22 protein-coding genes are annotated in these 25,677 nt (G+C 63.3%); 14 read left to right on the forward strand and 8 right to left on the reverse strand.

The window, feature by feature from the left end; all coding sequences use genetic code 11:
- Positions 1 to 18 precede the first annotated feature (18 nt).
- Entirely contained in the window at positions 19 to 1,134 is a 1,116-nt protein-coding gene (locus tag KTJ77_RS00520) for an acyl-CoA desaturase (protein WP_217336581.1), read from the reverse strand.
- 371 nt (positions 1,135 to 1,505) lie between these two features.
- On the opposite strand from KTJ77_RS00520, the gene KTJ77_RS00525 reads away from it, so the two are divergent.
- Together KTJ77_RS00525 and KTJ77_RS00530 are read left to right on the forward strand one after the other, a co-directional pair.
- Positions 1,506 to 2,960, forward strand: coding sequence for a sodium:alanine symporter family protein (locus KTJ77_RS00525; protein ID WP_217336582.1), 1,455 nt, complete (start codon positions 1,506 to 1,508; stop codon positions 2,958 to 2,960).
- A 39-nt stretch (positions 2,961 to 2,999) separates the two neighbouring features.
- Complete coding sequence (locus tag KTJ77_RS00530; protein WP_217336583.1) at positions 3,000 to 3,539, forward strand: YaeQ family protein; 540 nt, start codon at positions 3,000 to 3,002, stop codon at positions 3,537 to 3,539.
- A 70-nt stretch (positions 3,540 to 3,609) separates the two neighbouring features.
- Here KTJ77_RS00530 and KTJ77_RS00535 read toward each other — a convergent pair whose 3' ends face one another.
- The gene (locus tag KTJ77_RS00535; protein WP_217336584.1) at positions 3,610 to 4,185 is read right to left on the reverse strand and encodes a DUF4352 domain-containing protein; all 576 of its coding nucleotides are present in this window, start codon (positions 4,183 to 4,185) and stop codon (positions 3,610 to 3,612) included.
- Positions 4,186 to 4,353: 168 nt separating this feature from the next.
- Between KTJ77_RS00535 and KTJ77_RS00540 the strand changes: the two genes are divergently transcribed.
- From KTJ77_RS00540 to KTJ77_RS00570, 8 genes are all read left to right on the forward strand, one after another.
- Entirely contained in the window at positions 4,354 to 5,589 is a 1,236-nt protein-coding gene (locus KTJ77_RS00540) for a sensor histidine kinase (RefSeq protein ID WP_217336585.1), read from the forward strand.
- Between the two features lie 19 nt (positions 5,590 to 5,608).
- Complete coding sequence (locus KTJ77_RS13625) at positions 5,609 to 6,262, forward strand: response regulator transcription factor (protein ID WP_217336586.1); 654 nt, start codon at positions 5,609 to 5,611, stop codon at positions 6,260 to 6,262.
- Between the two features lie 127 nt (positions 6,263 to 6,389).
- Entirely contained in the window at positions 6,390 to 7,004 is a 615-nt protein-coding gene (locus KTJ77_RS00550; RefSeq protein ID WP_217336587.1) for a TetR/AcrR family transcriptional regulator, read from the forward strand.
- 32 nt (positions 7,005 to 7,036) lie between these two features.
- Positions 7,037 to 7,429 carry a CrcB family protein gene (locus KTJ77_RS00555; protein ID WP_217336588.1) on the forward strand — a complete coding sequence of 131 codons (393 nt, stop codon included), beginning with the start codon at positions 7,037 to 7,039 and terminating at the stop codon, positions 7,427 to 7,429.
- Entirely contained in the window at positions 7,389 to 7,811 is a 423-nt protein-coding gene (locus KTJ77_RS00560) for a CrcB family protein (RefSeq protein WP_367948782.1), read from the forward strand. Before KTJ77_RS00555 ends, KTJ77_RS00560 begins: the two co-directional genes overlap by 41 nt.
- Before the next feature lie 85 nt (positions 7,812 to 7,896).
- Positions 7,897 to 11,184, forward strand: a complete 3,288-nt coding sequence (locus KTJ77_RS00565; RefSeq protein ID WP_217336589.1) for an efflux RND transporter permease subunit — start codon at positions 7,897 to 7,899, stop codon at positions 11,182 to 11,184.
- Between the two features lie 128 nt (positions 11,185 to 11,312).
- Entirely contained in the window at positions 11,313 to 12,734 is a 1,422-nt protein-coding gene (locus KTJ77_RS13280; RefSeq protein ID WP_254367322.1) for an HNH endonuclease signature motif containing protein, read from the forward strand.
- 49 nt (positions 12,735 to 12,783) lie between these two features.
- Positions 12,784 to 14,091: an APC family permease gene (locus KTJ77_RS00570; RefSeq protein WP_367948783.1), complete on the forward strand. Its 1,308-nt coding sequence runs from the start codon at positions 12,784 to 12,786 to the stop codon at positions 14,089 to 14,091.
- A gap of 32 nt (positions 14,092 to 14,123) precedes the next feature.
- Here KTJ77_RS00570 and KTJ77_RS00575 read toward each other — a convergent pair whose 3' ends face one another.
- Complete coding sequence (locus KTJ77_RS00575) at positions 14,124 to 14,954, reverse strand: helix-turn-helix domain-containing protein (protein ID WP_217336591.1); 831 nt, start codon at positions 14,952 to 14,954, stop codon at positions 14,124 to 14,126.
- Between the two features lie 190 nt (positions 14,955 to 15,144).
- Between KTJ77_RS00575 and KTJ77_RS00580 the strand changes: the two genes are divergently transcribed.
- Positions 15,145 to 15,666, forward strand: coding sequence for a glyoxalase/bleomycin resistance/extradiol dioxygenase family protein (locus KTJ77_RS00580; RefSeq protein WP_217336592.1), 522 nt, complete (start codon positions 15,145 to 15,147; stop codon positions 15,664 to 15,666).
- A gap of 8 nt (positions 15,667 to 15,674) precedes the next feature.
- On the opposite strand, the gene KTJ77_RS00585 is transcribed toward KTJ77_RS00580, so the two are convergent.
- Positions 15,675 to 16,592 (reverse strand): aldose 1-epimerase family protein, encoded by a 918-nt coding sequence (locus KTJ77_RS00585; RefSeq protein WP_367948784.1) that lies wholly within the window; start codon positions 16,590 to 16,592, stop codon positions 15,675 to 15,677.
- 24 nt (positions 16,593 to 16,616) lie between these two features.
- The gene (locus tag KTJ77_RS00590) at positions 16,617 to 17,204 is read right to left on the reverse strand and encodes an antibiotic biosynthesis monooxygenase (protein ID WP_217336593.1); all 588 of its coding nucleotides are present in this window, start codon (positions 17,202 to 17,204) and stop codon (positions 16,617 to 16,619) included.
- 90 nt (positions 17,205 to 17,294) lie between these two features.
- Here KTJ77_RS00590 and KTJ77_RS00595 point away from each other — a divergent pair, with 90 nt between their 5' ends.
- Together KTJ77_RS00595 and KTJ77_RS00600 are read left to right on the forward strand one after the other, a co-directional pair.
- Entirely contained in the window at positions 17,295 to 18,206 is a 912-nt protein-coding gene (locus KTJ77_RS00595; protein WP_217336594.1) for a hypothetical protein, read from the forward strand.
- Positions 18,207 to 18,508: 302 nt separating this feature from the next.
- On the forward strand, positions 18,509 to 20,857 hold the full coding sequence (locus KTJ77_RS00600) for a DEAD/DEAH box helicase (protein WP_217336595.1): 2,349 nt from the start codon (positions 18,509 to 18,511) through the stop codon (positions 20,855 to 20,857).
- Between the two features lie 200 nt (positions 20,858 to 21,057).
- On the opposite strand, the gene KTJ77_RS00605 is transcribed toward KTJ77_RS00600, so the two are convergent.
- Together KTJ77_RS00605 and KTJ77_RS00610 are read right to left on the reverse strand one after the other, a co-directional pair.
- The gene (locus KTJ77_RS00605) at positions 21,058 to 22,230 is read right to left on the reverse strand and encodes an Rv2578c family radical SAM protein (protein ID WP_217336596.1); all 1,173 of its coding nucleotides are present in this window, start codon (positions 22,228 to 22,230) and stop codon (positions 21,058 to 21,060) included.
- 55 nt (positions 22,231 to 22,285) lie between these two features.
- Positions 22,286 to 23,215, reverse strand: a complete 930-nt coding sequence (locus KTJ77_RS00610) for a zinc-binding dehydrogenase (RefSeq protein WP_217336597.1) — start codon at positions 23,213 to 23,215, stop codon at positions 22,286 to 22,288.
- A 98-nt stretch (positions 23,216 to 23,313) separates the two neighbouring features.
- On the opposite strand from KTJ77_RS00610, the gene KTJ77_RS00615 reads away from it, so the two are divergent.
- Positions 23,314 to 24,255 (forward strand): M15 family metallopeptidase, encoded by a 942-nt coding sequence (locus KTJ77_RS00615; RefSeq protein ID WP_217336598.1) that lies wholly within the window; start codon positions 23,314 to 23,316, stop codon positions 24,253 to 24,255.
- Positions 24,256 to 24,451: 196 nt separating this feature from the next.
- Here the strand turns inward: KTJ77_RS00615 and KTJ77_RS00620 are convergent, their stop codons facing one another.
- Positions 24,452 to 25,612, reverse strand: coding sequence for an acyl-CoA dehydrogenase family protein (locus KTJ77_RS00620; protein WP_217336599.1), 1,161 nt, complete (start codon positions 25,610 to 25,612; stop codon positions 24,452 to 24,454).
- Between the last annotated feature and the right edge of the window lie 65 nt (positions 25,613 to 25,677).

Consider the following 25,677-nt stretch of genomic DNA (forward strand, 5'->3'; position numbering starts at 1 on the left):
GGCCCGGCTTTTGCGTTGCTATGCGCGGCTTGCCAACAGCGGGCACTCGAACGGGTCGCGGGCCGCAAGGCCGACCTCATTCAGATACGCAATCACGCGGGCATAGGACTGCCGCAGCGTCGTCTCGGTGTAGGGAACGCCCTCGGTCTTGCAGAACTCCTGCACGATGAGGCGCGTCTGTGCGAGGTAGGGGCGCGCCATCGACGGGAACAGGTGGTGCTCGATCTGATAGTTCAGTCCGCCCATGAGCGACGTTGCCCACCAGCCGCCACGAATATTGCGTGACGTGCGGACCTGCTTGGAGAAGAAGTCGAGGCGCGCGTCGGGAGCGATGATCGGCATGCCCTTGTGGTTGGGGGCGAAGACGCCACCCATGTACACGCCGAAGACGGCCAGCATGACGGCGACAAACGCCAGTGCCTTGCCCAGCGGAAGGAACGCGAAGATCGGACCGAACACGAGCACAGTGCGCACGGCGAGCATGCCGAGCTCGATGAAACGGCCAGGCGTCTTCTGTCGCCGCAAGAGGTGGCGCACGCTGTGCATGTGCAGGTTCAGGCCCTCAAGGGTGAGCAGCGGGAAGAACAGCCAGCCCTGCTTACGCGTGATGAGTTTGCGAAGGCCGGTAGCGGTGCGAGCGTCTTCTTCGAGGAAGGAGATCGTGTCCATCGCGACGTCGGGATCTTTGTGAGCCTGGTTCGGGTTCGCGTGGTGGCGGGTGTGCTTGTTGTCCCACCACGAAAAGCTCATGCCGACAATGGCGATCAGCACACGCGCGAGTCGCAGGTTGGCGGGTCCGCGCGTCAGAATCTGACGGTGGGCCGCCTCGTGCGCGAGGAAAGCCACCTGGGTGAACAAGATGCCAAGGGCAAATGCCGGAACCAGTTGCCACCAGCTGTCGCCGATGAAGACAGCGGCGGTGATGACTCCAGCAAAGCCGATGGCGATGGCAACGCCGACGAGCGCGTAGAACCAGGGCGTGCGCCGCATGAGACCCGACTCGCGGATAATCGCCGCAAGTGCCGTGTAGCTCCGCGTGAGCGGAGGAAAGTCGCCCTGGCGAGCATACGTTTGGCGGATAGGGCCGAGGGTAGGTGCCATTTCGGCAACGGTGGGGGAGATAATCCACGTCATTCCTATTGGCCGAATGCCGAAGCACTCAGGATGAGCAACGATCGAGCGCCGCCGCTTGTGGCCAACCTACCCGCACCCGTATGCCCTTCCGCGTATGTATGTCCCATCCGCATGGACGCCTTCGGGAACTCTCGGGAAAGAAATGTCAGCGCCTGGTACGCCTGTGAATGACACGAAGACGTCGGATTCGGCGGAACCATGCCGGAAACGCCTACACCACGCGTTCGCAGGTTGACTGCCCCGAGATTCGAGGCAAACTCATAGTTCCCATTGAAGGCGAACCGGGTTTGTGAGAAAAACCTCACAGGTGGGAATGGCTACGCGAGCGCAAGTCCCCGCGGAAAATGGCTGATCGCGACGATACTGGAGGAATGGATGCGCTCAATGACTTCGTGCTGACCGCCGGTGACACCCTGTGGACCTGGATCGTGCTTCCGGTTCTCTTGATGTTGGGCCTGTACTTCACCGCACGCTCCGGCATTGTGCAATTCCGCATGATCCCCGACATGTTCCGCACACTGACCGACAAGACACCCCTCGATGAGCACGGTAAGAAGCAGTCGGTCTCGGCCTTTCAGGCCTTCACAATTTCGGCCGCATCACGCGTCGGCGTTGGAAACATTGCGGGTGTCGGCACGGCGATTGCGCTTGCGGGTCCTGGCGCGGTGTTCTGGATGTGGACGATGGCCTTCATCGGTGGTGCCTCCAGCTTCATCGAGTCGACGCTCGGCCAGACCTTCAAGATTCGCGATAAGGACGGCTTCCGTGGCGGCCCCGCTTACTACATGCAGTACGGCTTGGGTAAGCGCTGGATGGGCATTCTGTTTGCCATCATCCTGATTGTCTGTTTCCCCTTCGCGTTCAGCTCGCTGCAGGCCAACACCATCACCGACGCGTTTTCGACAACGGCCGGTGGTGGCGATTGGATGCCGTGGGTTGTCGGTATTGCGCTTGCCATTTTGACGGCGCTCGTCGTTTTCGGCGGTGTCCGCCGCATTGCCTCGGTCACGCAAGCCGTGGTTCCGCTGATGGCCCTCGGATACCTGTTTCTCGGCCTCGTCGTGGTGGGAATGCACATTGACCGCATCCCTGAGGTGTTCGCCTCAATTTTCACCGAGGCGTTCGGGTTCGGTGAAGTCGCTGCCGGAGCGCTGGGCTACATCATCATGACGGGCGTCAAGCGCGGCATGTTCTCCAACGAGGCCGGTCTCGGTTCAGCGCCGAACGCGGGTGCTTCCGCGGCGGTCACGCACCCGGTTAAGCAGGGTCTCGTGCAGACACTGGGCGTGTACTTCGACACCTTCCTGGTGTGCTCGATCACCGCGTTCATCATTCTGGTCGCCACCCCGGATCTGTCTGACGCCGTTGTCGGAATCTCGCTCACCCAGAATGCCCTCACGTCGACACTGGGCTCGTGGGCGAACATCGCGCTCACCGTCATTGTCTTCCTGCTGGCGTTCAGCTCCATCCTTGGCAACTACTACTACGGCGAATCCAACATCGAGTTCATTTCGTCAAACCGCACGGTGCTGACCGTCTACCGGTTGCTCGCTGTCATCGCGATTTTGGTCGGCTCGGTTGCTTCCTCCGACCTGATCTGGAACACGGCCGACGGCATCATGGGGCTGATGGCGCTGGTGAACCTGACCGCGATCGCGTTGCTATCGCCCATCGTTTTCCGTCTCCTGAAGGACTACTCGGCGCAACGCCGAGCAGGCAAGGATCCGGTCTTTACGCGGGACAGGATGCCCGAGGTCAACGGCATCAGCTGCTGGGAGAACGAGCAGTCGGTGACCGGAACCATTCGCGTCATCCCCCAGCAGTAGCGGCTGTTGATCGTCGCACCGGCAGTAAGCTCGAGAGCTATGGCTGCTGGTGCGACGATCTATAACTTCACGGTGAACCTCGCCGACCTTGACCGGTCGGTCTACGAAGAGCTCACGTTGCGCGTCGCGCAGCACCCCTCCGAGACGGGCGCCTACATGCTGACGCGTGTGCTCGCGTACTGCCTTGAATATGAAGAGGGCATCGACTTCACATCGGGTATTGCGTCGGTCGATGAGCCCGCCATTTTGGTGAAGGATCTCACCGGGCGTGTGCTCGCGTGGATCGAGGTGGGCGCTCCTGACGCTTCTCGCCTGCACTTCGGTAGCAAGCTTGCCGAGCGCACGACGCTGTATACCCACCGGGATCCGGCAAAAGTTGTCACAGCGTGGTCGGGTAAGACGATTCACCAGGCAGACAAGATCACGATCCATAGTTTCGACAACGGATTCATCGACGATGCCGTGGGCGCCCTTGAGCGACGCAACACCATGACGGTCTCCGTGACAGAAGGACACCTCTACCTCGACCTGAACGGCCGCAACTTCGAGACGGCGATCCACCAGACTCCCGCTGCCTAGGTTCCGGGTCAGAGAACAAGCCCCGTCTGTGCGCGCCCCCACGCGCGCACAGACGGGACTCACTCATCGCTTACTTGAGCGCGATGAGTTCTCCCTCGTCGGTGAACATGTTGTCCTTCACCATGAGGAATTCAGCGACCGTGCCGGCCGGAACATCAAAGACAACCGGCCCAGCCATCGTGTTGCCTGGATTCACTCCCAGCGCCCACGAAACGTCGGAGTCAAGGTAGATCGGCGCCATCGAGTCGGCGTCGTACTGCTTACCCTCGTTGTCGATCAACGTAACGTAGCTATCGAAGAACGTCTCCGACTTGGTTCCGATGTTCTTCACCGCCAGGTCGACCTGCAAGAACGTGCCCTGTGCATCGTGCGAGAGAGGCGAGCTACCGATGCTGGGGCCGAGATCAGCGGAACCGGTGACAGTGAATTCGAAGGAGCCGAGCGTGACAGGGATGTTCAGGCCCGGAACCGCGGGCTCTGCCGGTGCTTCCGCTGGAGCTTCCGCTGGCGTGCTTTCACCGGTGCTGGACTCGCCGGGGTCGACCGCTCCGGTGTTGGAGCCGGCGGACGTTGACGAGCATCCGGTCAGGACGAGCGCCAGCAGTGCGGCGGAGGTGGCGGCAGTGAGGGTGAGTCGACGCATCATGAGATTCCTTTGTTTGAGGGCCAGGGCCCGAGGTGCTGAATCCATCACATCGACATCGCGGCACCTGCCACCACGACCGAACGCACAGAGTTCGATAGACGAAAGATGGGGTCAATCGCAGACGAAAGGTGGTGAAGCGGTGTCAGTGCCGCGCCATACGATCGAGGCATGACCTTTCCAGATCCGCAGGCACTTCCGGAGCCGTCGCGCTCGTGGTACCGGGTGTCGCGCGAGGTTCTGGTGCTGATCCTCTGTGCCATGGCCGTCATGTCGGTGGCCGGCAAATACGCGACGAACGGGAGCAGCGCTGCCGACGCTTTCGCGCCGTTCGGCTACGCCTCGGCCTTTCCGATGCTTGCCGTTGTGGCGTTGCTGTGGTGGCGCCAACGCTGGCCTGTGCTGATCGCTGCGATAGCGATTGGGGCTTCGCTCGTCTTTCCTACGACTCCCTTCGTAGCGCTGACCGCAATCGCGGGTGCCGTCGCTGTGACAACCGGGCGCACACGCTGGCTCCTGATTGTCGGTGGCTACGTCGTCACCGTTGTCTCGTTGCTGTGGGACGTGTTCTCCACCTCCTCCCTGTTGGCGAGCTTCGTCGACGGCGCTGCCGTCGGTTCCACCGCACGTCTCAGCCTGATTCCCTTTATTCCGCTCCTCGCCGCGCTGCTGACCGCCCCCTTTGCCGGCACCGGTTTCTTGCGGCAGTACCGTCAGGAGCGTGACGAAGCGCGGGCCGGAACCATCACGGCGACGCGCAACGTCGCCGTGATGCATGAGGAGATGGCGCGCGAGCATGAGCGGCAGGAGATCGCGCGCGAACTTCATGACACGCTCGCCGCGCGGCTCAGCGCGGTGTCGCTGCACGCGGGCGCTTTTGAGCTGGCTGCCTCGCAGTCAGGCAGCGATGCGCTCGCGGCAGCCCGTCGCGTGCGAGAAGCAGCGCAGGGCTCGCTTGATGAGCTGCGCGCCGTGGTCGATGTGCTGAAGAACCCGACCGCAGCTCGCCGCGGCACGGGGCTCAGCGATCTGAGCCTGCTCATCGACCGGGTGAGCAGTGATGGTGCCGATGTGCGCGCTCAGATCATGGTTACCGATCCCGCGTCGTGTGATGAGAAGGTCTCGCACGCGCTGTATCGCATTCTGCAGGAGTCGATTTCTAACGCTCGTCGTCATGCTGGTGACGTCGCGATCCGCGTTGATGTGCGCGGCGGCCCACAAACCGGGGTGAGCGCATCAATCACCAATGAGGTGCCCGTTGGGGCCCGCCCGTCTTCGGTCGGTGGCGGCAACGGGCTGGTGGGCATGCACGAACGTGTGGCCGCGATGGCGGGGTCTTTTCAGGCAGGCGAAACGCAGGAGGGCACGTTCCGGGTCTCCGTTTGGATGCCATGGCAACCTCGATAGCCGTCGATATCATCGAACGGTGACTGACCCGATCCGCGTTCTCATCGTCGACGATGATCCTTTTGTGCTGTCCGGCATGGGCATGCTGCTGGCAACCGCAAACGATCTCGCTGTTGTCGGCACGTGCACAGGGGGTGCCGAGGTTGCGGAATCGGTGCGCACGCTCCGGCCCGATGTGGTGCTGTGCGATGTGCGGATGCCTGGGATGGACGGAATCGTCGTCGTGCAAACTCTCCGTGACAGTGGTCCGGTGTTCCTCATGATGACCGCGATGGACGACAACGGAACCGTCTTGCGAGCCATTGAGGCGGGTGCGGCGGGTTTCTTACTTAAGGCCGATGATCCGAGCAGCATCGTGCAGGCCGTGCGAAGCGTTGCGCGCGGAGATACGCCGATGTCGCCGCGGTCTGCCAGCCATCTGGTTGCGTGGGTGCGGGAGGATTCGCAGGCGGCTGGTCGCCGTGACGCGCAGGCGCTGGTGACTCTGCTTGCCCCACGTGAACGCGAAATGGCGGTTGCCGTTGCCCACGGGGCGTCGGACGCGGAGATTGCGCGTCAGCTTCTCGTCGCGGAAAGCACCGTGAAGTCCACGCTGTCAGCTGTACGCACCAAAGTTGGTGCGCGAACGCGCGTCGATCTCGCCGTTATCGCGGTGCGGGCCGGACTTCTCTGAACTCGACGCACAGAACTACGGAGTGGAAGTCGCCAGAATACGGAGATTTTGGATGCGAGCCAACATTGTGACGTAACCTTGGTGTGTTAGAGGCGGCAAGAGCCATCAGCAGTAAAGGGGGCAGAAAATGGTTGGACTTCGCGAACGAAAGAAGCGCGCCACCGAGCAGGCGATTGAGGGCGCCGCTGTTGATATCGCATTCAATGAGGGGATTGATGCGGTCACCGTTGACCGGGTGTGTGACATTGCCATGGTGTCGCGCAGCACGTTCTTCAACTACTACACATCTCGTGAAGAGGCGATCTTTGGTCGTCCGCTTGAGTACGACCGCGAACGTACGAGCGCAATTCTGGAGAAGAACGGTTCTGATCTGATCGTCTCCGCATCGGAGATTGTGATTGACGCTGTTCGCGGTGACGAAAAAGACCCGATCACGAAGCGCCGGCTGCAGCTTTTCCTACGTGAGCCCGGCACGACGACACGGGTATCGTGGGCAAGCCCGACCAGCCGCGAACGCCTTGAAGAGGTCTTGGTGGAATGGCTCGATGAGCACCCTGAGCTTGCGTCGCTTCCGAATCGTGACCACGCCGCTGAGGCCCGTCTCATCGTCGGCTTGTCGGTCATTCTTGGTGATGAAGTGATGCGTGATGTTCGCATTGCCAAGGGTGAGATCAAGATTCGTCCGGAACAGTTCCGTGCCGTGTTGGAGCGCCTCGCCTACGTCGTTCCTGCACATTCCTGAGGCGGATCGCGTTCGCGCGCTAGCGTAGGGGCATGACCTCGTCAGCGCCCCGTAGCCGCGCGCGCGACATGGGGTTGGTGTTTCTCGGCGGCACGCTGGGGACCGCCGCGCGACTGATCGTGATGCTCCTTGTCGGAGACGCTGCTGGATTGGTGACTGTCAATCTCGCTGGTGCTTTTCTGCTCGGAATCGTCACGGCCGTGTTGACGCGGTCGCCCAGCGCCCGCCACCGCCGTGCGCACCTGTTGCTTGGCACGGGTGCGCTCGGCGGCTTTACTACGTATTCGGCCCTGGCGCTGAGCGCGACAGATCTTGCCGGGTTGCTTATGGCGTGCATCGTTGCCATTGCTGGTGTCGCAGCCGCGGCCCTCGGCTTCGGAGTCGGTGGCATCCGCACCCGCTGGCGGCGGTCGTCAGATGGGTGAAGTCGGAATGAACATCGTCACCCTCGTTGTGGCGAGCCTCGCAGGAGGAATTGGCGCGTCGCTGCGTTGGATCATTGACGTCACGATCTCGCGGCGCACCCGGTCGCGATTTCCATGGGGAGTATGGGTCGTGAACGTGTCAGGCTCATTCCTGCTTGGCGTGCTGTCGCCGCTGATTGGTTCCGCACCTCTTGGGGTTGCGATCGGCGCGGGTCTGCTTGGCGGTTACACCACGTTCTCAACGGTCACCGTTGCATCGGTGACCCTCGCTCGTTCCGGTGCGCGACGGCTCGCGGCGATGAACATCGTCGTCACATTCGTCGCCTGTGTTCTCGCATCACTCGGTGGAGTTGCCTGCGGCACGTGGATCGCGGGGCTTTAGTGCGGAGAGCGCTCCCAGCCACGGCCTGATGGCACGTGGAATACTGGGCATTGACTAGTTCGTCACCTCTATCGCTAGGCGTCTCGTGTTTAAACTCGCTGTTCTGAGCCTGAAAAACCGCGCTCTCATTGCCCTCATCACCATCGTTGCGGCAATTTTTGGTTCCATGGCCCTCGTTAATCTCAAGCAGGAGCTCATTCCGTCAATTGAGTTTCCGGCGCTCATGGTCATTACGACGTACCCTGGTGCATCGCCTGAGGTCGTGAATACCGATGTGTCGACGCCCATTGAGACGGCAATTCAGGCCGTTCCTGGGCTGGAGACGACGAGCGCGACAAGCACTACCAACGCGAGCGTCGTGCAGGCGTCGTTTGCGTATGGCACCAACCTGTCCACCGCTGAGCAGAAGATGACGCAGGCGATCAACCGCATCTCATCCCAGCTTCCGGATTCTGCCGACCCGCAGGTGCTTCTGCTGTCGATCGATGACCTGCCAGCCGTGCAGCTTGCCGTGTCTGGTGGCGACGCGCAGACGATCCAGACCCGACTCGAGAACATTGTGGTTCCGGAGCTCGAGAAGATTGATGGCGTCAACCAGGCCGCCATTCTTGGTGCCACGACGAATCGTGTGGTCATCACGCCTGACCAGGCAAAGCTGGCTGCCGCAGGATTCACGCAGCAGGCCATCACGGACGCTCTTGATCAAAACGGCGTGCTCTTCCCCGGCGGTGCGATCACCGAGGGTGACACGACATTGACCGTCCAGACCGGAACCAAGGTGCAGTCGGTGGAGGATGTCGCGGCGCTGCCGCTGGTCGCCACGAACGCCGACCAAATGGCTGCCGGCCCGAAGACGATTGCCGATGTGGCGACGGTGGCGCTCACCGCCGCGGACGCCACCTCGATATCGCGTGTCAACGGCGAGGACGCGCTCACGATTTCGATCACCAAGCTCGGAACCGCAAACACGGTCGAGGTGTCCAAGGCCATCACCTCGTTGCTGCCTGAGCTCGAGTCTCAGCTTGATGGCGGCAAGATCACGGTGATCTTTGACCAGGCTCCGTACATTCAGCAGTCGATCGAAGCACTGGCTCAGGAAGGTCTGCTCGGTCTTGGATTTGCCGTGATCGTCATCCTGATCTTCCTGTTGTCTTTCCGTGCGACGATCGTGACGGCGATTTCCATCCCGACCAGCGTGCTCATTACGCTTTTGGGCCTGCAGGCGATGGAGTACTCGCTCAACATCTTGACGCTGGGTGCACTCACGATGGCGATCGGTCGCGTCGTTGACGACTCCATCGTGGTCATTGAGAACATCAAGCGCCACTACGTTGGCGGCGCCGACAAGATGGCATCGATCATTCTTGCGGTACGTGAGGTGGCCGGTGCCATTACGGCGTCAACGATCACCACTGTTGCGGTGTTCTTGCCGATTGCCCTTGTGGGTGACATGACCGGTGAGTTGTTCCGCCCGTTCGCGATGACCGTGACCATTGCGATGCTGTCGAGTCTGCTGGTCGCGCTCACGATTGTTCCGGTGCTCGCCTACTGGTTCATGAAGCCGGGTAAGGAGCTGCGCGATGCTGATGGCAACCCCATCGACCCCGAGCACCCTGACGCTCCGCCTTCGAAGCTGCAAAAGGCCTACCTGCCGATCTTGACGTGGACGGTGAAGCACTCGGCCGTGACGCTCATTGTGTCGCTGCTGGTTCTCGGTGGCACGTTGTTCTCCGCGCAGTTCATGAAGACGAACTTCCTCGGCGACTCGGGGCAGAACACCATGACGGTGCAGCAGGAAATGCCTGCCGCATCGAGCCTCGCGGTGAAGGATGCCGCTGCCGCACGTGTTGAGAAGGTACTGCGCGACGTGCCAGGCGTCGATACGGTGCTGGCCTCGGTCGGCTCGAGTGGTTCCGCTCTTACCGATGCCTTCACTGGTGGCGCCGCCGGAGCAACGTTCTCGATCACGCTGACGGATGATGCAGACGTGGAGAAGGTGCGCGCAGATATTCAGTCGGGTGTTGCTGAGCTGTCGGATGTCGGCGAAGTGACGATTGCCGCTGCCGCATCGCTGGGTTCAAGTGATATCGCGATTGAGGTCACGGCACCGGATTCCGCGACGCTGGAGAAGGCAACAGCCGCGGTGCAGGACAAGATGACCGGCCTCGACGGTGTCGAGCAGGTGACGAGCAACCTTGCCGCCGCCCAGCCGTACATCGCCGTGCAGGTCGACCGCGAAAAGGCGGCAGCCGTTGGGCTCAGTGAGGTGGTTGTCGGCGGCATGGTGAATGCTGCGATGCAGCCGAAGCCGGCCGGAACCATTGAGATTGACGACGCGTCGGTGACGGTGGTTATCGCGTCGGCTGACCCGCCTGCCACGATTGTGGAACTCGCGGATATGCGGATTCCGTCAGCGCTCGGAATGACGCGTCTTGGCGATATTGCAACCGTCGAGCAGACCGATGGGCCCTCGTCGATTACGACACAAAACGGGCAGCGTACTGCAACGGTGTCAGTGACCCCGCTCGGTGATGACCTATCGACGGCCAGCACCGCGGTTCGTGGCGCACTGGACGAGGTGAAGTTGCCGAAGGGCGCGAGCGCCGGGCTTGGCGGTGTGATTACGCAACAGAACGACGCGTTCACCCAGTTGGGGCTCGCGATGCTGGCCGCCATCTTGATCGTTTACGTGGTGATGGTGGCGACGTTTAAGTCGCTTCGTCAGCCGTTGCTGCTGCTGATCTCGGTTCCGTTTGCGGCAACAGGTGCCATCCTGTTGCAGATCGTTTCGCAGGTTCCGCTCGGCGTTCCGTCGCTCATCGGTGTGCTGATGCTCATCGGTATTGTCGTCACCAACGCGATTGTGCTCGTTGACCTGGTGAACCAGTACCGCAACCGCGGACTGTCGACATATGACGCCACGATCGCCGGATCGTCGATGCGTTTGCGTCCGATTTTGATGACGGCGCTGGCGACGATCTTCGCGCTGGTTCCGATGGCGCTTGGCATCACAGGGCACGGCGGCTTCATTAGCCAGCCGCTTGCGATCGTCGTGATCGGTGGACTCGTATCGTCGACCGTGCTGACGCTGATCGTATTGCCGACGCTCTACAACCTGGTTGAAGGGGCGAAGGAGCGTCGTGCTACGCGTCGTGCTGGCGGGTCTGGTTCTGGTGCTGGCTCTGATGCTGGGCCGGATGATGGACCCGCGGGGCCGCGCCGGACGGGGAGCATTCCGGTTGTTGCTGGGGACGGCGTGGTTGCCGGTGACGGTGCTGGTGCTGGTGCCGGTGCTGGTGCTGGTGCTGGTGCGGGTGGGTCCGTGGACGGGGTCGTGACTCCGCCTCCGACGCGTCGGTCGCTGCGCGCGTAGGCAGGAGGGAACGGACGGCGCACCGGAGACCGCCGGGGGCCGTCCGATTCTGCTCTCTCGAACAAGTTTTCGATGAGATCCCCCTCATGATCGTAGATATATTCTACTAATCGTGAAATCATGGAGACATGACGATCGAACAGCCACCGGATGAGCCCATCGCGGGTTCCGCTCCAGACCTGCCGCCCAGCGAGGCGACAAGCGATGGTGGTGCGATGTCAGCGCTTCCGGCGGAGGCGCCGGCGGTGTCGAGTGAAGTTGCCGCCACCGATGAGATGCCTGGCGGTTTCGCGTTTGCGCTGAGCTCTCTGCGAGAGATTCAGCGGGCACGAGCAGGGCTCGATGCGATGGAGACCGCACTGTACGCGGCAGTTTTTGAGCATGTGGATGCGCTGTCAAAGCAGACGGCCGAGCCTATCGCCGAGCGCGACATGATGATTCGGTCGGCATGTGCCGAGATCGCAGCCGCCCTGCGGCTCAGCGATCGCGCCGTGCAACGTCGAATGTCTGATGCGTATGACGTCTATGTCGGATTTCCGCAGACGTTTGAGGCGCTCCGGACGGGCGCCATCACCGTGCGCCATGTGCAGGAAATTGTGAAGGCGAGTGACGGTCTGCCTGTTGATATGCGGGCCGATTATGAGGTTGCGGCGCTGGAGCGTGCGTTGATCACGACACCGCCCCGGTTGGCCGCGGTACTGCCGAGCGTGGCCAATCAGATTCATGCGCGCAGCATTGCTGAGCGGCATCAGACGGCTCGCAAGCGCCGGGCGGTGACCGTTCGTGATGTCGGAGATGGCATGGCCGAACTCGTGGCCCTCCTGCCCGCGGTTCTTGCTCATGGCATTCATGACCGGCTCACGTCGATCGCGGTCGCTGTCGAAAAGGCTGACCCCGATGATGAGCGTTGCCGTGATGAAATTCGCGCTGACGTCTTCGCCGACATCGCGCTCTCCGGGGCGCCGCTCGCGCACGGCGATGGGCTGAGGGCGATTCGCGCGAACGTGCAGGTCTCGGTTCCGGTCACGACACTGGCGGGAGGGGCTGGCACAGGCGCTGAGCTGATCGGTGTTGGCCCGATGGATGCTGACACGGCACGCACTCTCGCCGGTAATGAACCGGGGTGGGATCGGGTCATGACGCATCCGATTTCAGGAGCGGTGCTGGCTGTTGATCGGTATCGACCCGGTGAAGATTTGCGGCGACGATTGCGGGTCCGTGACGAACACTGTCGCTTTCCCGGTTGTCGTCAGCCGGCCCATCGGTGCGAAGCTGACCACGGCTTGGCTGCCGCGGATGGCGGCAAGACCCATCTCGATAACCTCGCGCTGCTGTGCAAGGGGCACCACACGATGAAGCACGCTGCCCACTGGCAGGTCGTGCATGAGCAGCACGGCGTGTTGCGCTGGACGAGCCCCAACGGAAACACCTACATCGATACCCCGACGCCGGTGCTGCGGTTCTATCCGTCGGAGGGAGCGGCCAGCGGTGACGGAAATTCCGCTGGTGACCGGCCCCCAGGGGACGAGCCGCCTCCGCACATTCCCTGACCTGCGATCTGGTCACCGCTCGTTAACCCCGCTGTGCCACGATGTTCTCGTGCCATTGAAGCGCCAACTCACCCTGTCTGACGCGGTTGCCGTCGGGATGGGCTCCATGATTGGTGCTGGCGTGTTCGCGGTGTGGGGGCCGGCGCTGTCGGTCTCCGGTAACGCCATCCTTGCGGCTCTGGCGATCGCCGCGGTGGTCGCGTTCTGCAACGCCACCGCATCAGCGCAGTTGGCGGCGGCGTATCCGGTATCGGGTGGAACCTATGCCTATGCGCGAGCCGAAATCGGTCCATGGTCGGGTTTCGTCGCCGGCTGGTGCTTCCTCATCGGAAAAGTGGCCAGCTGTGCAGCAATGGCCATGACCTTCGCCGCCTATGCCGCCCCCACCGGCTTCGAGGTTCCGGTCGCCGCTCTCGCCGTCGCGGCCCTCGTCGTCGTCAACTGCTTCGGCGTCACCCGCACCGCGATGCTGACACGCGTCCTCGTTGTCGTCAGCCTGGTCGGACTCGCGGTCGTCGTCGCTGCCGGCGCCACCGCCGTGACCACGAGGCTGACAGCGGAACAATTCCGCTGGTACCCGTATGAAACAGCAGCATCGTCGAATGCTCTGGTCGTCGAACCCCTTACCGATCCGACGCCATGGGGTGTTTTGCAGGGTGCCGCGCTCCTCTTCTTTGCCTTTGCCGGGTACGCCCGCATCGCGACGATGGGCGAAGAAGTCATTGACCCTCGCCGCACGATTCCGCGCGCTATCATCATCGCGTTGTGCGGTGCCGTCGTCGTCTACGCACTCGTTGGGCTCGCGGTGACGCTCACGCTGGGAGCAGATGCCACGACGAGCACCGCCCCGCTCGCTGACGTCCTCACCGCGGCCGGCTGGTCGGCGGCAAGCCCCATCGTCAGGGTCGCCGCGGCAACAGCCTCGCTCGGGGCGCTCCTTGCCCTCCTCACCGGCATCGGTCGCACGACGCTGGCCATGGCGCGAGAATCAGACCTGCCGCGATTCCTCGCTGTTGTTGATGCCCGCTGGAGTGTGCCGCGTCGTGCAGAACTCCTGATTGGCGCCGTCGTGATCGCGATCATTCTCATCGCAGACCTCCGCGGAGCCATCGCATTCTCCTCGTTTGGCGTGCTCATCTACTACCTCATCGCGAACCTCGCCGCCCTCCGACAGCGGGGTGAGGCCCGCCGCTACCCGCACGCGCTGCAGGTCATTGGCGCCATCGGCTGCCTCGTACTCGTCGTGACGTTGCCCGCCGGCGGCATCCTCATCGGCGCCGTCGTCATCCTCGTCGGCCTGATATATCGAGCGATTCGGCTGAATGTGGGTCGCGCGGACGGAGCCCAGGGAGCCTAACTCGCCTCACCCAGACGCGATCGCGCACCCAATCATTGCCCCTGTGTGCCCGCACGATACGTTGTCGGGGCCATGCCCAACACGACGCGAAAATCACGCGTCAGGTGAGCGTGGTCGGCATATCCCAGCTCCGAAGCCAGCGTCGCAAGGTCGGCATCGGGGTCTTCCCGCACGCGTTCCGCCGCTTCCTGTAGCCGCCGTCGACGAATCATTGCCGCCGGGGTGACGCCGACGTAGCGGTGTGCCATGCGCTGCAGTGTCCGCTCTGAAACAGCCAACCGGGAGGCCGCCTCCGCAAGAGTCCGCGCAGGCTCCTCACCCAGGAACACCTCACTGAGTGCATTCGCGTGCAGATCCGCCGCCGACACATTCGACGCTGCCAACCACGCGGCAAAAGCCGTCACCGCTGCCGTACGGCGCGCAGACCCGTCGGCGTCCTCCGCCGTCGACGCGGCACGTGGTTCCGGAACCTGCACAGCAGACGGAACCATTGCTTCCGTCACAGCATGGTGCAGGTCAGGGGCCTGGATGGTGCGAATGCCATCGACAAGCGCCGACGGTGACTCCACGAGCGCGGCCACCGCAGCGGGACGCAAGAGCGCGCCGACCGCCCACCCCGTGCCACTGAGCTCTCGATGGGTTGCTCGCGTTGTCGCGCCGGAGAGCGTCACCTGGTGCGGTTCGATTACAGGATTGAGCGCGGGATACGCCACGATGTCTTGCCGTGACGTGACGCCGGGCGGAAGGTTCCACTCCGGAATCCAGAACCACATCACCAAATGCGCAACGCCGGCAGGTGGCGGCAACCGATGAAACGACGGCAGCCGCGAGGGAAACAGGACCCCGCGCGACGAATCGATCATGCAGAAAGATTATGGCACGCCCCGTGCGCACGGTACGTCCGTCATGCGACGAACTACAGAGCCGTAACCGCTCGAGCCCGAGTCCCCGAGCGAACGCACCCGAGCGCGCGCCCGAAGCGCGCGCCCCGAACCCCCGAGGTTGGCGTAATTCTTCAAGCGTCAGCCCGAAACTTGTGGGTAGCGTGACGACATGACCACTCAAGAGAACGACAACACTCCCCGAATCGGCGTCACCGGCGCTCACACCACGAACGGCCGACCGCACGGATCCAGTACGCTCACGCCATTCCTTGCGATTAGAGGAGCGCGCGAGGCGATCGCCTTCTATCGAGACATCTTCGGCGCCCGTGTTGTTGACTCCACCGAGTTCGGCGGCGTCGTGGTGCACGCCGAATTGGCGTTTGACGATGGCCACCTCCAGATCGGTGAGCCGAGCCCGGAATATCACCTGGTTCCGTCACCCGCAGGCGATGACGACTGCTACTCGATGGGAATTTTCGTGCCCGATGTCGATGACGTCGTTGCCCGTGCGACTGCGGCAGGCGCCGAGGTACGCGAGGCCCCGAGCAACTTCGTCTCGGGTGACCGGTTTGCCAGTATCCGCGATCCGTTCGGTGTGCGCTGGTCGGTCATGAGCCGTGTCGAAGACCTGTCAGAGGAGGAGAGCACCCGTCGAGTCGCCGAATGGGCAGCGTCCATGGGTGGCGAGTAAGCCGAATCTCATTCAGCCGCGTACGTGATCCCCCACTGCGCTTGCCAGTCTTCATCCGGCGCAAGCCAGCGCACGCCCTCACCAGTGTTAAAGGCATTCGCGGGCGCCGTCATCGGTTCTACCGCGATCGCGACATCCCGATCCGCGTATGGCCGCGCGGTATACAGCTGAACGTAACCGAAGTTCGCGTCCTGCCACAGCGTCACCGTGCGCCCGGTGGCATCACGCAGGGTGTGAGCGGCGCGACCCGAGTCATCGCGAGCGAGCCCGGTGTACGCGGTATCCAATTGCAGATCAGCCAGCACGCGCCCTGCCCGCACATCGTTCTCCGCGGTGACGGCAGCCGATCCAACCGGAACCAGGTGGTCATCAACAACGAAGTACGTGGTTCCGCTCGACGTCACCGTGATCTCACTCGCCTGCGCATCGCCGACCGTGAGATACGGGTGCGTGCCGAGCGCGACCGGCGCTGGGCTCGTTCCCACGTTGCGAATCGCATGCGTCACGACGATCCCGTGGTCAACCAGGGCATACGTCACCGAGGTCTGCAGGTGAAACGGATACCCGGTCTGCGGAAACACGTCGGCACGAAGCGTGACCGACTCCGGCCCCTCCGAGATGTCGTACGCCGTGAAGCGCAAGAGCCCGTGACTTGCGTTATTGAGGGCGGGTTCGGAGATCGCGAGCTGGCGCGTCACGTCATTCGCCGACCACACTCCGCCGCGCACCCGATTGGGCCACGGAACCAAAACAACGCCGGAAGCGCCCGGTGCCGCAATACCTGCGGGGAACGACGGAACCACGTCGACGCCGTCGACAGTGAGGTGACGGAGCGCGGCACCCACCTGGGAGATCTGGGCGGTGACGTCGCGGCCATCGTGCGTAGCGCGCAGGAAAATTTGGCGACCGGTGGGATCAAAACTCACCGTCTTATCGTAGGCCGCAGCGCGCTAGCCGCGATGCAACCAGGGGCGCAGCATGCGGGTCACCCACGGCAATACCCAGTACGCCATGATCGGCGTCAACACGAGCGTCGAGATCAGCACGCGCACGGGCATGGGGAGGAGTTCGAATCCCGGCACGAAACCAACGGCCCAGGAGAACAACAGGTTCACGGGGAAGAACCCGAGCCAAATGCTGATCGCCTGCTTCCACCGTGGTGGGGCGGGCGGAATGATCTGGGCGATAGGTCCGGTTGCCGGGTCATTCACGGTGATGCCGAGGGGCGCATCAAACCAGCCTTCAATGCCGGTGCGGCGTTCGGTGCGCACTTCCTTCGCGAACGCGCGGCCGGAATCCAGCCACCAGTTGCGTTGGGACGACTGTTCCCACGCCTCCAGGGTGGTGAGGTCGGTGAAGCGGTAGAGCATGTACCAGAGCTCGCTCTCGGCGCCAGCGCGAACCCAGCCCGAACCTAAGAACCCGTCGAATCCAGCAGCCAGGTCAACGCCTGCTTGCATCCAACTTGTTGCCTCGATCGTGCGGGTGGGATCGATCTGGCGCTCGATCGCGACGGTAATCGGATCAGCATGTGCCATGTCTCCATTTCACACTGTCCAGATGTCGGAAAGGTTACAAACCCCTGCGCGGTAAACCGGCCCAGAGCAAAACGCCCCTAGGCTGACCGCATGCGAGCCACAACGAAGGGCCGGATCGGCGCGGTTGCGCTTGGCATTATCAGCGCCGGCGTCGGATTGCTCCCCTGGTGGATGACCGGCGCCCGACTGCCCCTGCAAAACCTGTGGGGCACCATCACGGTCGACATGCCATTCGCGCTCGTACCGTTCAGCCAGTATTACGTGCCGGCCGTCGCAACATACTTCATCGTCGGAGCAGGTCTTGCTGGCCTGATCACGGGATTCATACCGGCACTGCGGGTACACCGCTGGTGGGTCGTGTTTGGCGTCAGCGGATTACAGGCGCTTGCCTTGGCCCAATCGGCACTCGTCACACTGTTAGGGCTTCGCGGTGACGGCGAATCACAACTGTATTTCGCTGTCATCATCGCTATGCTTGCGCTTGCTCTTACCGTCGCCTTCCTCGCGTGCGTGCTCTGCAGCGGGGGCTTTGGTTCCGGCACGCGCACCGGATTCGCGGGGCGCTGGGCATCTCCCGGATGGCTGATCGGTACGGCCCTCTTTGCCCTCTTCATCGGCGATTGGGTACGGCAACTGGCCTATTCTTTCGCGCCATACGCCGACCACACCACGCTCGCCATGATCACGACGTGGGCCGCACCCGCGGGTATCGGCGTGGCGATCATCCTCGTCGGCGTGCACACCGCAGGCCGCATCATTGCCACGCTCGGTGCGCTCCTGCTCCTGTGGCTGACACCCGCAGCGATCACCGCAGCGAGCTCGGTGCTGGGCTCGCGCGTCGTGCTCAAATTCTGGCAGGACGCCCCGGAATACGCGCTCGGAGTGCTCCGTAGTTACCTCGCTATTCCCGAGCTCGCGCTCAGCCCCCTGGTCGCCGCAGCCGTCATCGCCCTCATCGGGTTGACGCTCCGCTACATTCTGGCGGGGCGCTCGCGGCGGTAATGGTGGCAACGGAACCTGTGCGCGCGACGCGAGTGACGGTTCCGGAACCATCGGCTGGTGGTGCGAGGCTCGAGCGCTGCGAGTGCACACGGTGCATTCTCAGACGCATCCATTAAGCTGGAGTGTCGGCATTGAGGCAACCGCGTCTGCGGGAAGTCTTTATTGTGAGCCTCAGGGGCCGATGATGTGCACCGATCGGTGCGCGGAACATCACAGGAATGGCCCCGGCCGACGTTAGTCCGGGTTGCTCGCCTATGCGCGAGCGCTGTTTTCGTGCGACAACTCAAGGACTAATTCACTTCATGCCGAAGAACCACAAATCGGGCGGCTCACGCGCGCCCAAGAACTACGACCCCCGCTACTCGGAGCGCAAGAAGGCCACGAAGCAGGGCATCGGCCGCTCGCACCGCGGCTACCAGGCTCCGACCGAGGCAGAGGCTCCCCAGAAGTCCCGTTGGTCGGCTGCGGACCGCGCTGGCCGCGACCACGCCCGCGGCATTCAAGACAACGCTGCCGGTCGCCCGTCGCGCGACACCTCGTCACGTTTCGACCGCAACGAGCGGGGCGACCTGCGCGACCGCAACGATGATCGCGGCAACCGCAACGAGCGTTTCGCTGGTAGCCCCCGCGGCGACCGCAATGAGCGCTTCAACGGCGCTGACCGCAATGAGCGCCCGCGCTACAACCGTGATGACCGCGGCGACCGTTACAACCGTGATGACCGCCCCCGTCAGGACCGTGGCGACCGTGATTTCGGCCGCTCGACCCGTCCGGCGCGTGATGGCGAGCGTCCCCGCACCGACCGTGAGCGTCCGGTATTCCGCGACGGCCCGCGCTCGCGCTTCCAGACCGACGACCGTGGCGCACGTGATGGTGAGCGTCGCTTCAACCGTGACGACCGCCCGGCGCACAACCGCACCGACCGTAAGGACCGCCCGGCGTTCCGCGACGACCGTGGCGCACGCGATGGCGAGCGTCGCTTCAACCGCGACGACCGTCCTGCGTACAACCGCGACAACCGCGCATCGTTCAACCGTGACGACCGTGCACCGCGCGACGGCGAGCGCCGTTTTGATCGCTCCGAGCGTCCGTCGTTCAATGGCGGCGAGCGCCCTCGCTACAACCGTGACGAGCGTCCGGCCCGTGGCCGCGATGAGCGTCCGTCCTACAACCGTGACGACCGTCCGGCCCGTGCCGAGCGTCCGTCGTTCAACCGTGATGAGCGTCCGGCCCGCGCCGAGCGTCCGTCGTTCCGTGACGAGCGCCCGGCCCGCGCCGAGCGTCCGTCGTTCCGTGATGAGCGTCCGGCCCGTGCCGAGCGTCCGTCGTTCCGTGACGAGCGCCCCCGCGGCGACCGTTCCGACTGGAACAAGAACGACTCGAAGAAGTCGTTCGACGACCATGAAGACATCGTTCGTGAGCGCCTCGCAGCGAAGGCCGTGTCGGCTGATGACGTTTCGGACATCACGTTCGGTGCGCTTGGCCTCGGCGAAAACATCGTCAACGCGCTGAACGAGCTGGGTGCAGCTAAGCCGTTCCCGATCCAGGCCGCAACGATTCCTGACATCCTGGCTGGCCGCGACACGCTTGGCCGTGGCCGCACGGGTTCAGGTAAGACCATTGCCTTCGGCGCGCCTGTTGTCGAGGCGCTGTTGCGTTCGCGTGCTGGTATCAAGCGCGAGTTTGGCCGCAAGCCGTCCGCGATCATCTTGGCCCCGACGCGTGAACTCGCTCTGCAGATTGACCGCACGATTCAGCCGATCGCACGGAGCGTTGGCCTTTTCACGACGCAGATCTACGGTGGCGTCCCGCAGGGTCGTCAGGTTGGCGCTTTGCAGAAGGGTGTCGACATCATTATCGGCACGCCAGGACGCATCGAAGACCTCATCGAGCAGCGCAAGCTCGACCTCTCCGAGGTGAAGTTTGCCGTTCTTGATGAGGCTGACCACATGTGCGAGCTCGGGTTCCTTGAGCCCGTTCAGCGCATCCTCCGCAAGACGCAGGACGGCAGCCAGAAGCTGCTCTTCTCCGCCACGCTGGACGCCGAGGTCGAAGCACTTGTCAACGAATTCCTCGTGAATCCCGCGGTTTACGAAGTCGCTGGTGAAGATCAGGACTCCGGAACCATTGAGCACCGCGTGCTGGTCGTTGAACACCGGGAGAAGGCCGACATCCTGACGTCACTCGTTGACCGTGCAGGTAAGACTCTGGTCTTTACGCGTACTCGCGCTTACGCCGAAATGTTGACTGAGCAGTTCGAAGACGCCGGAATCCCGGCCGTCGCACTGCACGGTGACCTCAACCAGGCCAAGCGCACACGCAACCTGCAGCGGATGACGTCTGGTCGCGTTGACGTGCTCGTCGCCACCGATGTTGCCGCACGAGGTATCCACGTCGATGACATCGACCTGGTGGTGCAGGCTGACGCGCCTGACGAGTACAAGACGTACATGCACCGTTCGGGTCGCACGGGTCGCGCTGGCAACAGCGGCCGTGTTGTCACGTTGATTCCGCGTCAGCGTCGTCGTCGTATGACCGAACTGCTCGATCGCGCTGAGATCGAAGCACCTTTTGATGAGGCGCGCGCTGGCGACGACGTGATCGACGAGATCACTGGCCGCTCGGCAACGCTTGAGGAAATCACGGCGTAACCAGTCATAACCGGTGGCCCGCTCAGATTCGTCTGGGCGGGCCACCGGTGTGTCCGGGGTGAATGATGACCGCCGCCACGCTCGCCGCGCACGTTCCCCCGCCAGCCCAGCGAGCCCGCTAGCCTAGCGAGTCCCGCCAATTCCGCCCCCCGCCTACTCCGTCCCGCCAACTCCACTCGCAGTCCGTCCGGCTCCTCCGCCTAAAACAGCATCGCTGGCCCCTCGGGCTTCGGCACGAGTCTTCCCGCCTGCCGCACCGCAGACAATCCAGACGGGGTCGCTCCGGACGAGGCCGCCGCGCGGCTCGATCGGCTTCCCCAAACATCGCCCTGGCCCTGGCCTTGCGTTGCGACAAACCTGCCAGCGTCTTCTGAAGCTCTACCCGCACGACCCGGTCGCACGCCGTAGTCGTCATCTTCAAACGCGCTGAGCCCGTGCGCCCGAAGGAGCGGCCGTATCCGTCGCCCGAGCCACTGCCGGTAGGCCTTCGGCGCCGCCGCAGACGTGCCCGGATAAAGCCCAAGATAAGACGACACCAGCTCGGGCCGCTCCCGTGCAACCCATTGCATGAACCATGGCTTCACGCCGGGACGAAGGTGCAGCGCACCCCACGTCACGCCACTCGCTCCCGCGTCTCGAATCTGCGCAAGCGCGGCGTCGAGGCTCTCCAGCGAATCGGTCAGGTGCGGCATGATCGGCATCAAAAACACGCGCACCCGGAACCCCGCATCGACCGCCGCCCGAACCGTCGCCAACCGGGCCGCAGCCGTCGGCGTACCCGGCTCGATGCTGTGTTGCAACGCATCATCAAAAACCGCGATCGACATCGCGATTGACACCGGAACCTCGGTGGACGCATCCGCCAGCAACGGCAGGTCGCGGCGCAGGAGCGTACCCTTTGTGAGAATCGCCAACGGGGTTCCGCTCGCGGCCAGAGCGTCGATGATTCCTGGCATCAGCGCATAGCGTCCCTCCGCACGCTGATACGGGTCGGTGTTGGTGCCAAGATGCACCCGCGCACGTTGCCACTTCGCGTGAGACACCTCGCGACGCAGCACCTCCGCGATATTGACCTTCACGACAACCTGGTTGTCGAAATCGGAACCAGCGTCGAGCTCGAGATACTCGTGCGTTCCGCGCGCAAAGCAATACACGCACCCGTGTGCACAACCGCGATAGGGATTGACGGTCCAGTCGAACATCATCCGTGACGATGACGGTACGCGATTGAGCGCAGACCGAGCCAACACCTCATGAAAGGTGATGCCGGCGAAATCGGGCGTTGTCACTGAGCGCACGAACCCGCTCAGTTGCTCCATACCTGGGAGTGCGTTGTCGTCGACCGTGCCGAGCTGCTGACCATTCCATCGCATACCGTTACTAGAACACGTATACGAATCTCTGTCAACCTCTACTCGAACAAAAAACCTATGAAACGGTCAAGACGACCTTGCCCTGTGGGTGGCCGTTCTCCAGGAGGTCAAACGCGGCTGCGACATCGGAAAGCGCAAACGTTGCCGCAACGTCATAACTGATCGCACCCGCGGCGATGTCTGCGGCGAGATCGGCGAGCACCGCCACGTCTCTCGTCGTCGTGGTCGTCGAAATCGCGCCAAACCGTTCAGCGACCTCATCACCCGCAATCGTGACGAGAGCCTTCGCGCCGGCTGCGGTCGCCGCAGCGAGGGTTTCTTCACCCACGGTGTCATACACAGCGGCGAGCGAATCTTCCCCGAGTGCATCCCGAAGTCGCCCCTCGATCCCAGGGCCATACTCCACGGGAACCACGCCGAGCGCCCGCGCGCGGTCAAAGTTGCGTGCGCTCACCGTCCCCAAGACGCGGAGGCCTCGCCTTACACCCCACTGGGAGACGAGGCTCGCCACCATTCCCGTCGCACCCGAAACCAGGATTGTGCCGCTCGTCGGCAGCGCCAAGGCGTGCACGAGCGCATTCGCAGCGAACGCCGGTGTTGCCAGTGAGCCGGCCTGCGCAAATGACAGTCCCTCAGGCACCCGCACCAGGTTTGCCGCGCGTGCGATGACGAACTCCCGCATCGTGTTCACGCCCCAACCGAACACCGCGTCGCCAACCTGCACCGCGGTTCCGTCCGCAAATACGGCGCCCGCGCCCACCGCAGATACGACACCGGCAACGTCTCCGCCAATGCCGCGGGGAAAAGCCGCATCCCGTGGCGCCCGACCAGACAACACCTTCGCGTCATACGGATTAAGCCCGACAGCGCGTACCTGGATGAGCACGCGTTCGTCAGCGGGAGAGGGAATCGGAACCTCCGCCACCCGGAGAACGGCGGGCGAACCCACCTCGTCATACACCACGGCCTTTTGCAGAGTCGTCATGCTTCGATCATGTCACCGCCAAACGTCCCAGGGAATGGGTACGCTGGCATGTACCCCGTGTCGTCCGAGGACACTGGGCGTGATTCTGAGATAGCAATATGTACCCTCCCCTGCCAGCTGCGCGCCATCATGCGCGGTCTCGGCGCGCCCTGCTCGTCGTCGTCTCCGTCGGCCTTGCGGCAGCCCTCTTCGGCATCGCCATCGGCATGGCGGCACGCTCGTCGGCTCCCGCGGCCACCGCGGCGCTCCAGTCACCGCCGCGCCCCGTTGCTGTCACCAACCTGCCTGTTCCAGAAATCACGGCGGTACCCGCCACCGCGTTCATCTGTTCGATGCCCTCGATGTCAGAGGCCATCGCGACCGCGAACGTATCGAATGTCATTGCTGCGGCCGGAGGCGTGGAGCAGTTTCGCCGTGCGGTCGTTGTCGGTACGCATAAGTGTGTTCTCCCGGATGACCCATCCACGGTCTGGTTCGTCGTGAACAAGGCCCGACCTTTTCCTGACACGTCGTGGCGCCCAGGCGACCTCACCCAGCCCGCCACGCAGGCCGCCGGCTCCCCGCAACTGCGCGCAGAAGCCGCTGCCGCATTCGATGCCCTCGTGACCGCATCGGCCCACGAGGGCGCCGGAACCATTGCGCTCAACAGTGGTTTCCGCTCGTACGACACCCAGGTCGCTTCGTACACGTCCCAGGTTGACGCTGCCGGTCAAACCGAGGCTGATCACCAGAGCGCGCGGCCCGGTCATAGCGAGCATCAAACCGGACTCACCGCTGATGTTGTCGCATGCAGCAACGGGTGCGGAACCCTCGATGATTTCGGCGCGTCACCTCAGGGCGCATGGGTGGTGGAAAACGCCTGGCGCTTCGGGTGGATCACCCGCTATGAAGACGGTTCCACGGGAGTCACCGGTTACACCGCCGAGCCCTGGCACTTGCGTTACATCGGCGTCGAGCTGGCCACGCTGTATCACGAGGGCGGGTTTCACACCCTGGAAGAATTCTTCGGCCTCCCCGCCGCCCCCGACTACATCGGCTGACACCACCGTGGCTGAGGGCGCAGCCTGCGCCGCGGCGGAGAGCCGCCGGGACCATGGCTGACAGCCGCCGGAACCATGGCTGAGGCCCCAGCCGAACGCCTGCGAATCACACACTCCAGCCGCTGTCGCAGGCAAGCGCACGCAAAGAGCGGGTTCGGCCACTGACCGAACCCGCTCGCTTGATGGTGCGAAAGACTTAGCCCTTGGCGAGCTGACGTCCGACGATTTCACGCATGATCTCGTTGGTGCCGCCGTAGATGCGGTGCACGCGTGCGTCGAGGAAGGCGCGTGCGATGTCGTACTCGGTGATGTAGCCGTAGCCACCGTGCAACTGCACGCCCTGGTCGAGAACTTCCCATTCGCGTTCCGTCGCCCAGATCTTGACCTTCGCGGCCTCTTCCGGGGTGAGCTTCTTTTCGCCGTACAGCTCAATCGCGCGGTCAACATATGCCCACAGTGACTCGACGGTGATCTGCATGTCGGCGAGGCGGAAGTACGTGTTCTGGAAGCCGAGGATCGGCTGACCGAAGGCTTCGCGGCTCTTTGCGTAGTCAAGCGTCCACAGGAAGCCAGCCTCGGCTGCGGCAGCGGCGGCCACACCGATCGAGAGGCGCTCAAGCGGCAGGTTGCGCATCAGCTGGATGAAGCCGTGGCCCTCTTCGCCGCCAATGAGGTTCTCTTCTGGCACGAAAACGTCCGAGAACGAAAGCTCTGCCGTGTCGTGGCCGTGGAAGCCCATCTTGTTGAGCTTCTTGCCGTGGTCGAAGCCCTCCATGCCGTTCTCGATGAGAATCAGGGAGAACGCGTCAGGACGGTTGCCCTCACCGGTCTTCACGAACGTGACGACAACGTCAGCCGTTGCGCCAGACGAAATGAACGTCTTCGCGCCGTTGACGATGTAGCCGCCATCGACCTTCTTCGCGGTGGTCTTGATGCCGCGCAGGTCGCTACCGGCGCCGGGCTCGGTCATGGCGAGGGCGCCAAGGATTTCACCCGTCGCCATGCCAGGCAGCCACTTCTGCTTCTGTGCGTCGGTGCCGAAGTGGGCGAGGTACGGAACCGCGAGGTCGTCCTGAATGCCGAAAGCGCCGGCGAGGGAGCCGAGACCCGCGCGGATCGTCTCTTCGTTGACGATCGTGCGGAAGCGGTAGTCCTGCAGCATGCCCGCGCCGCCGAACTCTTCAGGAACCGAGAGGCCAATGATGCCTGACTCGCCAGCGGCGAGCATCGTCTCGCGGTCAACCTGACCGTTCGCTTCCCAGCGCTCACGTGCCTCAATGGTTCCGTAGCGCTTGACGAACTCCTTGACGACGTCGCGGAATGCTTCGTGGTCCTCATCAAAAATCTTGCGGTCCATGACGGATCCTTCCTCAGAAAGCTGTCGCGGCGTCAGCGCCGCATGCCCAGATTCTATGGCGATCG

Source organism: Microbacterium sp. NC79 (genome assembly GCF_019061125.1).
Classification (GTDB): Bacteria; Actinomycetota; Actinomycetes; order Actinomycetales; family Microbacteriaceae; genus Microbacterium.